This is a genomic window from Hwangdonia sp. (genome assembly GCF_048381975.1).
Lineage (GTDB): Bacteria > Bacteroidota > Bacteroidia > Flavobacteriales > Flavobacteriaceae > Hwangdonia > Hwangdonia seohaensis.
On record NZ_JBLWYT010000003.1, the window covers coordinates 449,606 to 465,734 of the forward strand.

The 16,129-nt window shown below is 37.1% G+C and carries 8 protein-coding genes; 4 read left to right on the top strand and 4 right to left on the bottom strand.

Features of this window, described 5'->3' with window-relative positions; genetic code table 11:
- Positions 1-218 precede the first annotated feature (218 nt).
- The 4 genes from ACN5J7_RS08130 (at position 219) to ACN5J7_RS08145 (ending at position 10,222) form a co-directional block, all read left to right on the top strand.
- The gene (locus tag ACN5J7_RS08130) at positions 219-1,913 is read left to right on the top strand and encodes a tetratricopeptide repeat protein (protein ID WP_311939803.1); all 1,695 of its coding nucleotides are present in this window, start codon (positions 219-221) and stop codon (positions 1,911-1,913) included.
- Between the two features lie 263 nt (positions 1,914-2,176).
- Entirely contained in the window at positions 2,177-5,254 is a 3,078-nt protein-coding gene (locus ACN5J7_RS08135; RefSeq protein ID WP_418603492.1) for a SusC/RagA family TonB-linked outer membrane protein, read from the top strand.
- Between the two features lie 16 nt (positions 5,255-5,270).
- Entirely contained in the window at positions 5,271-6,791 is a 1,521-nt protein-coding gene (locus ACN5J7_RS08140; RefSeq protein ID WP_418603493.1) for a RagB/SusD family nutrient uptake outer membrane protein, read from the top strand.
- Between the two features lie 107 nt (positions 6,792-6,898).
- Entirely contained in the window at positions 6,899-10,222 is a 3,324-nt protein-coding gene (locus tag ACN5J7_RS08145) for a VCBS repeat-containing protein (protein ID WP_418603494.1), read from the top strand.
- 126 nt (positions 10,223-10,348) lie between these two features.
- On the opposite strand, the gene ACN5J7_RS08150 is transcribed toward ACN5J7_RS08145, so the two are convergent.
- From ACN5J7_RS08150 to ACN5J7_RS08165, 4 genes are read right to left on the bottom strand one after another with little or no spacing between them, the layout of a single operon-like run.
- A complete protein-coding gene (locus tag ACN5J7_RS08150; RefSeq protein WP_311939798.1) occupies positions 10,349-10,774 on the bottom strand; it encodes a heavy-metal-associated domain-containing protein in 426 nt (141 codons plus the stop codon).
- Between the two features lie 34 nt (positions 10,775-10,808).
- A complete protein-coding gene (locus ACN5J7_RS08155) occupies positions 10,809-12,587 on the bottom strand; it encodes an efflux RND transporter periplasmic adaptor subunit (protein WP_418603495.1) in 1,779 nt (592 codons plus the stop codon).
- Between the two features lie 24 nt (positions 12,588-12,611).
- A complete protein-coding gene (locus ACN5J7_RS08160; RefSeq protein ID WP_418603496.1) occupies positions 12,612-13,349 on the bottom strand; it encodes a PepSY domain-containing protein in 738 nt (245 codons plus the stop codon).
- Positions 13,350-13,402: 53 nt separating this feature from the next.
- Entirely contained in the window at positions 13,403-16,129 is a 2,727-nt protein-coding gene (locus tag ACN5J7_RS08165) for a heavy metal translocating P-type ATPase (RefSeq protein ID WP_418603497.1), read from the bottom strand.

Consider the following 16,129-nt stretch of genomic DNA (forward strand, 5'->3'; position numbering starts at 1 on the left):
AATGTGGATGTTGCTGGTTTAAAATCATCACTGTTTATCGAAAATCAAATCACAACAAATTTCGATTATTTTTATTTAATAATTGAAAAATCACCTTTACTTGACCTTTCATTTTGGATTTTTTGAAAACTTTATTAATTAATAATATCGATATTTGTAAATCATGTATCTGCCAATGGCCCTATGCGCGTTTCTAAATAATTTATAAATATCGACTCATGAAAAAACTGATAAAACCCATCCTTTATATACTCGTATTTATAAGTTGTACCGTGCAATCACAAACCAATATTTGGGACGAAAACCCAAGCGACTCCCAAATGGAATTGGATAGCTTGTTAACCATTTTACCTTATTCAACTGGTCGCGATAAAATGCCTTTATTAAATAGAGTTGCCGAAATTTACTGGTCTATAAACCCCAACAAAACTATAGATTATGCGAATGAAGCTTTACAATTGTCCCGGGAATTTAATGATAAAAAACAAGAAGGGTTGGCACTTATTAATCTTTGTCAAGGTTATTTGTTTAATGATTTTTATGATAAAGCTTTGCAACTGGGATTACAGTCGTTGGAAATTAGAAAAAACATTGAGAATGATTACGATTTAGCCTTTACACTACGAACCCTTGGCTGGTTGTATTTCGACATCGGATACTTTGATAAAGCTCTCGAATACCACACGGAAACTTTAAAAATACACGAAAAAATAGGCGACAAACAGCGCATTGCCTATAGTTACAACAGTATTGGACTAATCCATGAGCGCAAAGGAGACTGCAATTTGGCATTGACTTTTTTCAAGAAATCTTTGGAGTTAAAAAGGGAGTTTAACAACAAAGATAGAATTGCCGAAACCATGAAAAACATGGGTGTTTGCTATCGTAAAATCAACAAGCTTGATTACGCCAAGGAATTTTTAGAATCTTCATTGGAAATCACTAATCAAATCAAGGACGACCAAAACAAGGTCCATATTTTAAATGAGCTTTCAATAGTAAATTTAAAGCTCGGAAATTTTGATAAATGCTATGCGCTTTTAAAAGAATCGAGATCCATTATTGAAAACATAATTGACAACAAGGAATTTATTTTGGAAAACGACAGGGTTATGTCTGACTATTATCTCGCAAAGCAAAATTACAAAGAGGCCTTTAATTACTATAAAAAATATGCCGAAGGAAGCTCAGAAATTTTTTCAAGCAATAAAAGTGAGAAATTAGCTGAAATGAGGATTCTTTTTGAAGATGAACGAAGAGCGTCGGAAATAAAATTACTGGAAAAACAAAGAGATTTAGAAGCACAAAAGAGAAAGGCGATACTTATAGGCTCTATATTATCGGTAATTATTGCCATTCTTGTTATCGCATCACTTTACAACAATATAAAAAAGAAAAAAGCGATTTACCTGCAAAACCATAAACTATCAAAAGAAAAGCTTAGAACACAGTCTTTATTGCGGGAAAATCTGGAGCACAAATTAGAATTCCGCATGAAGGAACTAACCAATTTGGCTTTATTCATTTCCCAAAGAACATCCATATATAAAGACCTTACAAAGTCGTTTAAAAGTTTAGATTTTACCGATATAAATCAATTGAAAAAAGACATTAACAAGCTGATAAAAGAATATACTTTTAAGTTTGATTTTAATGAAGACATACAAAGATTCCATACCAACGTAGAAACCCTACAAAGCGATTTTTTATTCAGAATTAAAGAAAAATACCCGCACTTAACCACAAAGGATATACAGCTGGCCGTACAAGTTAAGCTTAAATTAAGCTCGAAAGAAATAGCAAACATCAATAACATCTCTTTAAACTCTGTAGAAATAGGCAGACACCGATTAAGAAAAAAAATGGGATTGGAAAAAAAAGACAATCTCGTTGATTTTCTAGAAAACATTTAAACCCATCTTTTAACTCAATACAAGTCATTTATCTTTTTGATGGCATAAATTCTTGTTGCTAAACAAAACGCTTTTCTTTTTTAATTTCCCCTTACGGCCACTTCGCATTAAACCCACTTTAACAAAGGTATTTAACGCATTGTAAAGGTCAAGTAAAGGTGATTTTTGAGGTTTTATTTGAAAATATCACAATATTTGATTCTACATAAACTCGTGCACAGACTTATAGGCTGAGTTCTGACTAACAAATAATCTAATCTAGTATGAAAAAAAAACAATCAAAAAACAAAAACCGTACTTTAAGTAGAATGCTTTTACTTCTTTTTGTATTTACGGCGTTTGGGTTTACCACCAAAGCTTTTTCGCAAAGCATTGAAGTAAACGGAACCATTACAGACAGCGCAGGAATACCACTTCCCGGAGCAACAGTTACTCTTAAAAGCGACCAAAGTATCGGGACACAATCCGATTTTGAAGGCAACTATTCTATTGAAGTGCCAAACAAGCAAACCGTATTGGTTTACAGCTTCTTGGGGTTTTTAACCAAAGAAATTACCGTTAGAAACCAAACCACCATTAACGTCTCCTTAGAGGAAAGCGCAGAAAGTTTAGACGAAGTCGTTTTGGTAGGTTACGGCACCCAAAAACGGGAAGAAGTAACCGCTGCCATCACCTCTGTTAATGTAGCTGAGATTCAAAAAATCCCGACGGCCAATGTCGCAACCTCGTTGCAAGGACAGGCTGCGGGCGTTAACGTGTCTTCGGCTTCCGGTGCACCGGGAAGCAATCCGGTTATACGCATTAGGGGCTTAGGCACCATTGGCAACAACAATCCGTTATTCGTTATAGATGGTATTCCTGGAGATTTATCATATATCAATCCAGCAGATATTGCCAACATAAGTGTGCTAAAAGATGCATCGGCAGCTACAATTTATGGCTCAAGGGCATCAAACGGCGTTGTAATTATCACTACAAAAAGAGGTAAAACGGGAGAACCTAAAGTGACTATCAATTCTTATATAAGCACACATTCGGTAAGCGATAATGTAAGTGTGGCAAACAAAGCCCAACACGATCAAATCAAACTGGAAGCTTATAATAATGTAGGAGTTACACCGGCACCTTATTTAACAAATGGCGCGCAATATGCCGATTCGGATTGGGTTGGCGAATATATAGGCAATGCCTTTGAACAAAAACATGATATTGGAATATCTGGCGGAACAGAAAAAATGAATTACAACTTTTCTGCGGGTTATTTTGATAATTCCGGAACGGTTATAAACACTGGCTTTGATAGATTGAATACACGTCTTAATATGGATTTCAAACTCCTAAACGACAGGCTGAAAATTTCTCCGGGCTTAAGTTATACCAGAGAAAACACCCGCGGTATTTTTGAACCCATTGGAGGCGGAAACGCCAGTTTTTCACCATTTTTAGATATCTATTCGCAATTACCGCATAAAGCCATTTATGATGCGAGTTCTTTAAACGGTTTTGCTACTCCTGCAACCGGATTAGGTTCTGGAAACCCAATAGGTGAAGGCAGCATTACCGACAGAGCGGATCAAGATGATTATATGCAGTTTAACATTTCAGCTACTTTAGAAATTGTTGAAGGCTTAAATTATCAGTTCCAATACGGGGCAAATGTTGAGAATACGCATTTTTCATTTTTCTTGCCTACCTATAATTTTGGACCACAGTCAACCAACGACAATCCGTTGTTAGATGAATCAAGGTCGAGAACCAACGAATGGACCCTAAACAACACCTTAAACTATCGTAAAAAATTTGGCAATCACGACGTCGATGTTTTATTGGGTGTATCAAGGGAAAAAAGCCAATTTAGATCGGTTGGTGGCTCAAACAACACATTGGCTTCAGACCAACTTCAAGCTTTGAGTGCTGGTATTGGCGACGAGTCTGCTTATGGTTTTAATTCAACAAATACATTGCAATCTTATTTTGGACGTATCAATTACGATTTCAGTAAAAAATACTATTTACAAACCAGTGTAAGGCGCGATGGTTCATCTCGATTTGGACCAGATAATAAATACGGTACATTTTACTCTCTGTCTTTAGGTTGGGCATTGCACAATGAAGATTTTTTTGAATCCGATTTATTTAGCCAAATAAAACCTAGATTTAGCTACGGTACTTTAGGAAATCAACTTATTGGCGAGCATTTGTTTTTAGCTCGAATAGGTTCTGGCGGACAGCAACTAAACTACCCATTCGGCGAAGGTGTTAGTCAAAATGTATTGGTTGGAGCCATTGCCAATTCGTTGCCAACTCCAGATATTCAATGGGAAGAAACCGCAACAACAAACATTGGGGTAGATTTAGGACTTTTAAATAATAGTATTAAAGCTACTTTTGATTATTTTATTTCTAAAACAACCGATATGTTAGTGTCTGTACCAATTCCAGCATCGTCAGGAATAACGTCATTTCCATTAACAAACGGCGGAAATTTAGAAAACAAAGGTTGGGGCTTATCGCTGACTTATAATAGCGATTCCGATAAAGATTTCACTTTTGATGTTTCAGCAAACATAAGTAGCTCAAAAAATAAAGTTACAAAATTGGGTGTTGCCAATGAGTCTTTTACTGATGGCTTTATTGAGTTTAACAACTTTCCAACCACAAGAACCGAAGTTGGTGGGGAAATAGGACGGTTTTATTTATTTGAAGCCGATGGGATTTTTCAAACACAAGCAGAAATCGATGCCCATGGCGTTCAGCCAGATGCTGTTCCCGGTGACCTAAGGTTTACGGATATTAGTGGCAATGGTTCTTTAGGTGATGAAGATAAAAAGTACATGGGCAGTGGCCTTCCAGATTTTGAATACGGATTGAATTTTAATGCCCGATATAAAAACTTTGATGCCAGTGTGTTTTTTCAAGGAACGCAGGGCAACAAAATTTACAACGGTGTAAAAATGTGGTTGTACAGAACCGACAGAAACAATATGTCATCAGATTTATTGAATGCTTGGACACCTCAAAACACGGGAAGCGGTATTCCAAGAAATGCATTTGGCGACCCCAACAATAATATTCGCCCTTCGAGTTATTTCTTAGAAGATGGTTCTTATTTAAGATTGAAAAACATTCAAATTGGTTATACTTTTCCAGAATCTGTAACTTCTAAACTGGCCATTTCCAATGCTAGAATTTATGTAACAGCCAATAATTTGTTTACCATTACAGATTATTCGGGCTTCGACCCAGGACTTGCAAATGGAGGCACATTTACAAGAGGTGTAGATAGAGGTTTTTACCCTTTAACAAAGTCGTTTATTTTAGGAGTAAATCTTTCACTATAAATTAAAAAAAAGAACAATGAAAAAATTAAAATATATAATTATAACAGTATGCTTTATCGGGTTTTTAAATTCATGTAGCGATGATTTTATTAATGTTGAAAATAAAGAAGTATTAACTGAAGAGAGTTTTTGGCAAACCGAAGCTCATGCTATGCAAGCCCTAACGGCCGCCTATGGTGCCATGCAAAGTGCAAGCGGAAGCAAATGGGCGTTTTTTGAAGAAATTTACACGTCTATGGCATACAGAGCAGACGATGTAACCAATAATACAGCCGAAACTTACGGGCGTTCTTTAGCAAGTTTTTCCAACACAACCGAAGAAAGCGGTCCATACAATGTGTGGCAAGCAAGTTATGCCGGTATTGGTCGCGCCAATCAAATATTACAGCAAGTGCCCGAAATGGAAGCGCTTTCTGCCGATACTAAAAAAGGATTGGTTGCCGAAGCCAAATTTTTAAGAGCCTACTACTATTTTTGGTTGGTAACAGGTTTTGAAAATGTACCGCTTGTTACCACATTTAGTGGCGAATTGGAAAACTTATTTCCAAGTCAAGCTGCACCTTCTGCCGTTTGGGCACAAATAGAAACAGATTTAAGTGAAGCTGAAGCAGATTTACCAACAAGCTATCCATCAGAATGGAAAGGTAGAGCCACACAAGGGGCTGCAAAAGCATTGTTGGGTAAAGTCTATTTATTTCAAGAAAAATGGGGACCAGCCGAAACAAAGTTGGAAGAAGTTACGGGCATGGGCTATGCATTACTGCCAAATTATGCCGATAACTTTAACGGATTAGCTGAAAACGGAAGTGAAAGTGTTTTTGAAATTCAATTTTCAGGAGACCGCTCTAACGGAAATGACGAGCGTCAGGTTTTCAACTTTCAAGTATCTCCTTATGCCTTTGGTGGCTGGGAATTGTTTTACCCATCACAATGGTTGGTTGACGAAATGAAAACAGATTTAGATGCTGGCGGCGATATTAGCAATCGGGTTTACGAAAGCATTTTCTTTGACGACCCCAACTCGGAAATGTATAGTAGGGATTCCGGTCAAAACGAAACCTATGCCAGTGTTGCAGCAGATTTAAACCATCCTAAATACTTTAAAAAGTATGCGTTTAATGCCGATGAAAATTTCTATAATGGGACTAATATCTCTGTAATCCGTTATGCCGATGTGCTGCTGATGTATGCCGAAGCCTTAAACGAAAACGACAAAACACCATTGGCCATAGACCAGGTTAACATTGTGAGACAACGTGGTGGCGCTGAAGCTTTGAGCACAATGACAAAAGATGAATTGCGCACGCAAATCCGTCATCATGAACGTCCCGTTGAATTAGCAATGGAATTTGGCATACGCTGGTTCGATTTATACCGATGGCAACGCGGAAGTACTGCAACAGAATCTATTAAAACCACTTTGGAAAATCATAACAAACCTTTTGCAGAGAATTTTCAGGACAAGCATATTGTGTTCCCAATTCCGCTGCAAGAAATAAATATAAATACCAATTTGGATCCAAATCCAGGGTGGTAAAACTTAAGAAAAAGAGTTAGTTTTAGATTAGTTTCTTAATTGGATGCACCTAGGAATAAACTTATTTCTAGGTGTTTCTTATTTTTACATATATCAAATTCATTTTAATGATTAAACCCCATCACTATACCACGTTGGTTATTGTTTTTTTAAGCATGTTTAACTTTTCATGTAAAAAGGATTCAAATAAAGAAACACGCCAAAAAGAAGCTCCTCATTTAACCTTGTTTTCAGAGCTACCAGCCCATGAAAGTGGCGTGAATTTCATTAACGACATACCTGAAAGCAGCGCTATGAATAGTATGGTTTACGAGTATTTCTATAATGGTGGCGGCGTTGCCGTTGGCGATATAAACAATGATGGCTTACCCGATATTTATTTTACATCCAACTTAAAAGACAACAAACTTTACTTAAACAAAGGCGATTTTAAGTTTGAAGATGTAACGGACAAGGCCAAAGTTAAAGGCTCTTTCGGATGGACAACAGGTGTTACGATGGTAGATATAAATGCCGATGGTTGGCTGGATATTTACGTGTGTAAATCTGGAAAAGGAAAGGCTAAAAACAGACAAAACGAATTGTTTATAAATAATAAAAACGGAACTTTTACAGAAAGCGCAACCCAATACGGATTAAATTTTTCGGGTTATAGCACGCAAGCTTCTTTCTTTGATTTTGATAAAGATGGTGATTTGGATATGTTTTTGCTTAACCACAATGTTTCGCCAATAAACACAAACAACCCTGAAAATTTCAAGAATAAAGAAGATGAATTTGTGGGCGATAAATTATACCGAAACGACAACGGTAAATTTGTAGATATATCAAAACAAGCCGGCATAATTGGCAATCCCTTAGGTTTTGGTTTGGGCGTATCGGTTGGCGATTTAAATCAAGATGGGTGGCCGGATATTTACGTTGCAAACGATTATATAGAACACGATTATTTATACTATAAAAATGGCGATGGTACTTTTACCGAAAGTTTAAAATCGTCTGTAAAACACATTCCAAATTTTTCAATGGGCACCGATATTGCGGATTTTAATAATGATGGCCTTTTGGATATTATGTCGTTAGATATGGTTGCCGAAGATAATTACGGTATTAAAACCAGTATGAGCGGCATGAATCCGGAAATTTTTAACCATGCCGTTAACAATGGGTTTCATTACCAATATATGTTTAACGCCTTGCAAATGAATTTGGGCGACCAAAATTTTAGCGAGATTGCGCAACTCTCTGGAGTCTCGAATACCGATTGGAGCTGGAGTCCGCTTTTTGCAGATTTCGATAACGACGGCCATAAAGATTTGTTCGTTTCCAACGGATTAAAAAGAGATTTTAGGAATAACGATTTTAGAAACCACAAGCTAAAGCGTTTAGAGGAAGCCCAGAAAAACAATGAAAAAATGGCTGCCGTTATTGAAGAATTAGTGAAGCAAACACCACAAAGGAAAACACGTAATTACTTTTTTAAAAACAATGGCGATTTAACTTTTAACAAAACCTCTGCAGATTGGGGCATTACAAATGCAACGTTTTCAAATGGCGCCGCTTATGCCGATTTAGATAACGATGGCGATTTGGATTTGGTAGTTAATAATATTGATGAACCGGCTACCATTCTAAAGAACAATTCCAATAAAAACTATCTGCAATTTCAATTTAAAGGAAATCCGAAAAACCCTTTTGGTATTGGTGTTCGCGTTGAAGCTAAAACAAAAAGCGGCACTCAATATTTAGAAAATTATCCCACGCGTGGGTATCAATCGGCCGTAGAACCGATGTTGCATTTTGGTTTAAACCAATTAAAATCTGTTGAAAGCATCACCGTTATTTGGCCAGATAATAAGTTTCAAACTCTTAAAGATGTTTCAGCAAATCAGCGATTAACAATAAATTATAATGATGCCAAACCCCTTGGTAAATTTAACAAAGCCCCAAATACAACTTTGTTCACCGATGTTACTAATCGTTTAAAATTAAAACATAAACACATCGAAAACGACCATAACGATTTTATCAACGAAAGTCTTTTGCCCCATAAAATGTCGCAATTTGGACCAGCCGTAGTCGTTGCAGATATCAATAATGACGGTTTAGACGATTTTTATATTGGAGGTTCAAAAGGGCATTCCGGGACTCTGTACATTCAAAATAAAGATGAGATGTTTAGTGTTTCCAATGCTGAAACTTGGGACATTGATAAAAGTTATGAAGATGTAAATGCGATTTTTTTTGATGCCGACAACGATGGCGATTTAGATTTGTACGTCGTCAGCGGTGGCAACGAATGGCAGGCGAATAGCAGCATGTATCAAGACCGACTTTACATAAATACAAATGGTAACTTTAAGAAATCCAACACGAATCTTCCTAAAATGTATTCAAGCGGAAGCTGTGTAAAACCTTTTGATTTTGATAAGGATGGCGATTTGGATTTATTTATTGGAAGTCGCCTAAAAGCACAAACCTATCCGTTTTCCGACACAAGTTATTTGTTAGAAAACGACAACGGAAAATTTAAAGATGTTACGCAACAAAAAGCGCCTAAATTATCAAATATAGGCATGGTAACCGATGCTATTTGGACCGATTTTGATAACGACAATCAAACCGATCTAATAGTGGTTGGCGAATGGATGGAAATTAGTTTTTTTAAAAATGAAAACGGTAATTTTATACGGCAAGAAAATATGCTTCCTAATTCAAGTGGATGGTGGAATAGCATAAAAGGCGCCGATTTTGATAATGACGGCGACACCGATTATATTGTTGGGAACCTCGGTTTAAACTATAAATACAAAGCTTCAGTAAAAGAGCCATTTGAAGTGTTTTCAACAGATTTTGACGATAATGGCACTAACGATATTGTTTTAGGCTATTATAATAACCAAGATTTATTTCCGCTTCGCGGACGTGAATGTTCATCAAATCAGATGCCATTTATAAAGAAAAAATTTCCAACATATAACGATTTTGGTTCTGCTAAACTAATCGATGTTTACGGAAAAGAAAAACTAGAGGAAGCCTTACATTTAAAAGCAAGCACCTTTGCTTCTGTATATTTGGAAAATTTAGGCAATGGACAGTTTAATACGATGGCATTACCAAACCAAGCCCAAGTATCTTCTATTAACGATATTTTAATTGATGATTTTAACAACGATGGATTAAAGGATATTTTGGTTGCTGGCAATATGTATCAATCTGAAATTGAAACCACAAGAAACGATGCCAGTTACGGCCTGTTGCTAATCAATAACGGTAAAAACCACTTTAAACCCATTTCGGCCTTAGAAAGTGGAATTGCCATAAAAGGTATGGTAAAAGATTTATCAACCATACAACAAAAAAACACCAAGTCGATCCTCGTTACAATTAATAACGACGCTCTGGTTGTTTACAATTTAAACGCCCAGTAAAGGTTTTTTTTAATGATATTGACTGAATATTTTTAGTAATAAAATAAAAGACACTATCCTTAAAGCATATAGGTTTAATAACAGGCTGTAAAAGGATAGTGTTTTTTTTACTACTAATTATTTTTCTTAGTGTACTTCTGCTTTTATGTCACCCGACTGATTCATCATCATATCGTGATCGTATTTGCAGCAGCCTGGTAAGTTGTCATAGGCCGCTAAATCACCAGTTGCTTTCTCGGTATCGTAACCTGAAGCTGCAATGGCTTTATGAATTGCCATGGCGTCTGTTTTGGTGTCATCAAAAGAAACATCTATTTTCTTTTTATCCACATCCCAAGTCGCTTTTGCAACACCTGCAACGCCATTGGCTGCCTTTTCAATGGTTTTTTTACACATCCCACAATTCCCTCTTACACCAAAAGATAGGTCGGTCATAGCAATTTCGCTAGACACCTCGGTCGTCGTTGTTTCGGTAGTTTGTTTCGCTTCGTTTTTACAACTTGTTAAACCCATAGCCGCAATTACAGCGACACTTAAAATTACTTTTTTCATTTTTAATTATTTAATTGTTATTATTAGTCTTTATTTATTCTATGACTTGTTTTACTTCGCCACAAGTTAACATGGCATCTCCAAAATACGGATTAAAAACTTTTTCTTCTTTACTCAACCAATAGCCGCCTTTGTTGTTATCTACCATAGGACAAAATTGATGATACACCTTTTCATTGATACCAAATACCTCAATCGCATTGGTTAATTGTAACGAAAGGTTTTTAAAATACGTTCTTTGCTCTTTAATTTGAGTTGTGTTTGAAATAGAGATTGATGCTGCCTTTATCTCTTGTTCCAAGGCCATCCAATGATGATGTGCCTCATCATCTTTTAGCAGTGCCATATCCACTTGAGATAAGTTTTCCATGAGTTTTCCAGATACCGCTTTTACTTTTTTTGAATCATCTTCAACTAGAGCATCTTTTAATTGAATATAATCGTTGAAAACAGTTTTCAATTGATTTTGAAATTCTTTTGAAACGCTTACCCTTTCATTCAAATTGAAATGGTTTTTGGTATCTTCCGAAGCTGACTCCGACATTCCCTGGTGTCCTTCGTGACCCGTCATAACTTTGTCAGCATCTTTATTCATCATAGACTTTTTTCCTTGCAATTGGGCAGCTGCATCTATTGTAAAAGTACCATGGGATACAATTTCATCGCCTTGCTCCAATCCTTCTAAAACCTCATAATCTGCACCCATTTTATGGCCTATCGTAATTTCACGCATTTCAAAAACGGGTTGGTCTGGATTGGTTTTTAAATACACCACAGAACGTTCCCCAGTCCATAAAACCGCAGTTGCTGGAACAGTTAACACGTCATTCTTACTGGAAAAAGCTCCTTTTATGTTGCCTTCAACAAACATGCCTGGTTTGAATAAATCTTTTTGATTATTCAATACCACACGCAAGGTTACAGTTCGTGTTTTTGTGTTCAAGGTTGGCTCAATAAAATCTACTTTTCCCGTGAATTTTTTATTCGGATAGGCTTTTGTAATAACGGCTACCTCTTGTCCCTTTTTAAATAAATCGATTTGATTTTCGTACACATCAAAATTGGCCCAAACCGTTTTTAAATTGGCAATTTTGAGCAATGGTTGACCTTGTTTCACATAATCGCCTTCTTCTGCTAATTTTTCTGAAACGGTGCCCGAAACCGTGGCATACACAGGTACGTTTTCTTGTACTTTACCAGAGGTTTCAATTTGATTGATTTGATTTTCAGAAAGCTTCCATAATTTTAATTTGTTTCGAACGGCTTTGTATAAGGCAGGCTGCGTTTCTCTTAATGCCGATGCTGTAATCAATTCTTGTTGTGCCGCATATAATTCGGGTGAATAAATGCTAGCCAAAAGTTGTCCCTTACGCACGTCTTCACCTGTAAAATTCACATTAAGGCGTTCTATTCGTCCTGAGAAATAACTCACTTGAACGGCATTAGCTTCTTCATTTTCAACAATTTTACCAGATAATTTGATGGCATTTTCTTCAGTTTCACTATTACCTACAACTGTGGTTTGTATGTTTGCCAAGGCCATTGCGTTTTCAGAAAGCTTAAATTGGTCGGCCAACAATCCGTCTGCACCCGCTTCGGCCGGAATTAAATCCATGCCGCAAATGGGGCAATCACCGGGTTCGGGTTGCATGATTTGTGGATGCATGGAGCAGGTCCACATTTGATTGGTTTCTGCAACTGCATCGTGATTGTGATTGGTTTCTGTATGGGATGAACCGCCAAAAAACAACCAACCTAAAAGGATGCCTATGGCAAGTAAACCAACGTAAATGAATACTTTGTTATTTTTCATTTTCTATTTATTTTAATATTATTTTCATTTGTTTTTCAACGCTTCAGTGTTGTTTTTTTTGCTTTTTTTATTAAATTTTCTAATTGATGGCGAACTGGTAAACCACAATAAAAAACCACTTAAAACGGTAATCAATCCTAATACGGAAAACGCTCTTAGAACAAGCGTATTGAAATTATCTCGTCCTTTATAGTCCATGGTATGCGTCATCCATAAAAAATCGAACCATCGCCAATCTCTATGTCTTACGGTTTGGAAAGCGCCGTTATTTAGGGCAACATAAGCTTTAAGGTTTTTATCGGTTTTATATGAAATCTCATAAGCAGGCAACGGTTTTCCTCGGTATTCATGGTGTGCACTTACGCTCTCAATTTTTTCTATATTTTCTACTTCCAAATCAGGCAACATATAACGCTCTGCAACTGTAATGGCTTCTTTTTCGGTAATTCCTTCTTTTTTAGCACCTGAATTAGCGTGATATAGTTGTTCACCATTTATCCAATAATAAGGTTCGCCAGCAATTTCCAATAATTCCAAAGATGCAATAGCTTGATTGGTTTCCAATTGAGCGGTACCAATTAAATTAGAGAAAGCCGTTTCTAGCGGTTTTTCTTTTTTAAAATGATCACCGTGAATCTCGTCAATATCGGTCCAGCTGAAATAAAGTCCACTAATCGTCCATATTAAGAATTGAATCCCTAAAAACAGACCCAAATAGCGATGGGTTTTTCTTATTTTTAATGCTGTATGTCTATTTACCATATTTGTTGTTAGTTTTTACGACTTTATATTATTTGATGGTTCTTATGAAATAGTTATATATTAATCGTTCTTAATCGCAATGCATTTGCAATAACCGATACCGAGCTAAAACTCATGGCCAAAGCTGCAATCATTGGTGACAACAATATTCCGAAAACCGGAAATAACACGCCTGCCGCTACGGGTACGCCTAAAGTATTATAGATCATGGCGAAAAACAGATTTTGTTTGATGTTTTTCATCACACCATGACTTAGATTTTTGGCTTTTACTATGCCGTGTAAATCGCCTTTAACCAAAGTTATCATAGCGCTTTCAATGGCTACATCGGTTCCCGTTCCCATGGCGATGCCGACATCACTTTTCGCCAATGCTGGTGCATCGTTAATACCATCTCCAGCCATTGCCACAACCTTGCCTTGTTTTTGCAGTTTTTCCACTTCTTTGAGTTTGTCTTCTGGTAACATGCTGGCTTTAAAATCTGCCAGATTTAATTCTGTAGCAACTGCTTGTGCGGTGTTATGGTTATCGCCTGTTAACATAATAACATCGATACCTTTGTTTTGAAGTTCTTTAATGGCTTTAGCGCTTGTTGCCTTTATTTTATCGCCAATAACCACATAACCAACAACGGCTTTGTCTATTGCTAAAAATGAAACCGTTTTACCCTGTTTTTGATAGGTTTCTGCTTCTTTTTCCATCTCCGAAGAGATTTCAGCTTTCGCATAATCCATCATTTCCGGATTTCCCAAGGCTACGCTTTTACCGCTTACTTTTCCTTCGACACCTTTTCCTGTTACAGCACTAAATCCTTCGGATTTTAAGACTTCCGCTTTTTGTTCTTTTCCATATTTAACAGTGGCTTCGGCCAGTGGATGTTCAGAATTGCTGTTTAACGAAACGATATATTGCAGGACCTCAGCTTCGGTTAAATTAGAATCAAAGGCACCCACTTTTTCTACCGTTGGTTTGCCTTCTGTAATGGTTCCCGTTTTATCGATGATTAAAGTATCTACCTTATCCATTTTTTCGAGGGCTTCGGCGTTTTTAATCAGTACACCATTTTGAGCACCTTTACCAACACCGACCATAACTGACATAGGTGTTGCCAATCCCAATGCACACGGACAGGCAATAATTAACACCGCAATGGCATTTACAAAAGCATACACATAAACGGGTTCTGGTCCCCAAATGGCCCAAACCGCAAAGGTTATTACCGAAATAATGACCACAGCAGGCACAAAATACCCAGATACTTTATCGGCTAAATTCTGAATAGGTGCGCGACTTCTACTGGCATCATTCACCATGTGGATAATTTGGGACAACAAGGTATCGCTCCCAACCTTTTCGGCTTTCATCAAGAACACTTGATTTCCGTTTATAGTGCCGCTGCTTACTTTATCATCAACCGACTTGTTTACGGGAATCGGTTCTCCTGTAATCATGGATTCATCAATGGTGGTTTCACCTTCGGTTATCGAACCATCCACAGGAATTTTATCGCCTGGTTTTACTTTTAGAATATCTCCTAATTCAATGTTATCGATACTGACTTCCTCATCTTCACCATTTACAATTTTCGTAGCCTTATTTGGTGCTAATTTTAATAATTCTTTTACCGCCGAATTGGTTTTACTATGCGCTCGCGCTTCCAAAAGTTGCCCTAAAAGCACCAATGTTAAAATCACCGTTGCAGCTTCAAAATAAACATGAACTGCTCCGGATTCGGATAGGAATTGCTCTGGAAAAATATCTGGAAAAAACATGCCGAACACACTAAATAACCACGCTACACCTGCGCCAATCCCAATAAGTGTAAACATGTTTAAGTTCCAGGTTTTGATACTTCTGTAGGCACGTTCAAAAAACATCCAAGTGGCATAAAACACTACGGGAATGGACAATACAAACTGAATCCAATTCCAGTTTTTTTGATGCATGATTTCAAATAATGGATTGTTAGTCAGCATTTCGCTCATGGCAATGATGAAAATCGGCAATGTGAATATCGATGCAATCCAGAATTTCTTCAACAGCTTTTTATAGGTTTTCTCTTCAGAAGACAAATCTGCTTGCATGGGCACTAAATCCATCCCGCAAATAGGGCAAGCACCTGCTGCATCTTTCACAACTTCAGGATGCATAGGACAGGTCCATTGCTCGGAATGGGTTGAAGATAAATTTTGTTCCTCAACCAAATCCATTCCACAAACCGGACAATCGCCAGCTTTATCATAGGTTTTATCGCCTTCGCAATGCATGGGGCAATAAAAAGTGCCTGTGCCTTTACCTTTAGGTTTTTCTACTTTTTCTTTTTGCACTGGCTTTTCTCCAAGTTTATGAATACTATAACTTCCTCCATCCTTTTTCAAAGCATCTTGAAACGTTTCTATAGGAATAGGTGATACCATTTCAATCGTAGCTTCTTCTTTTTCTAAATTGACCGTTGCTTCTGAAACACCTTTTACTTTTGAAAGTATGTCTTCAACGTGACTGCGACAACCGTTGCAGGTCATGCCATGTACGTGATATTTTATTCCTACGGAAGCAGGAATCTCATCATTCTGAATGCGAATAGTATAGGTATCTCCATCCTTTTTCAAAGCCTCTTGAAATGTTTCTATAGGAATATGTGATTCCATTTCAATAGTGGCTTCAGCCTTTTCTAAATTGACGGTTGCTTCTGAAACACCTTCCACTTTTGAAAGTATGTCTTCAACGTGACTGCGACAACCGTTGCAGGTCATCCCGTGTATGTGATATGTGTGTGTCAT

Bases quoted from the DNA above. Each gene is read 5' to 3' on its own strand.
- ACN5J7_RS08130 (WP_311939803.1), top strand. From the start codon at position 219: ATGAAAAAACTGATAAAACCCATCCTTTATATACTCGTATTTATAAGT.
- ACN5J7_RS08150 (WP_311939798.1), bottom strand. From the start codon at position 10,774: ATGAAAAAAGTAATTTTAAGTGTCGCTGTAATTGCGGCTATGGGTTTA.
- ACN5J7_RS08165 (WP_418603497.1), bottom strand. From the start codon at position 16,129: ATGACACACACATATCACATACACGGGATGACCTGCAACGGTTGTCGC.
- ACN5J7_RS08155 (WP_418603495.1), bottom strand. From the start codon at position 12,587: ATGAAAAATAACAAAGTATTCATTTACGTTGGTTTACTTGCCATAGGC.
- ACN5J7_RS08140 (WP_418603493.1), top strand. From the start codon at position 5,271: ATGAAAAAATTAAAATATATAATTATAACAGTATGCTTTATCGGGTTT.
- ACN5J7_RS08160 (WP_418603496.1), bottom strand. From the start codon at position 13,349: ATGGTAAATAGACATACAGCATTAAAAATAAGAAAAACCCATCGCTAT.
- ACN5J7_RS08135 (WP_418603492.1), top strand. From the start codon at position 2,177: ATGAAAAAAAAACAATCAAAAAACAAAAACCGTACTTTAAGTAGAATG.
- ACN5J7_RS08145 (WP_418603494.1), top strand. From the start codon at position 6,899: ATGATTAAACCCCATCACTATACCACGTTGGTTATTGTTTTTTTAAGC.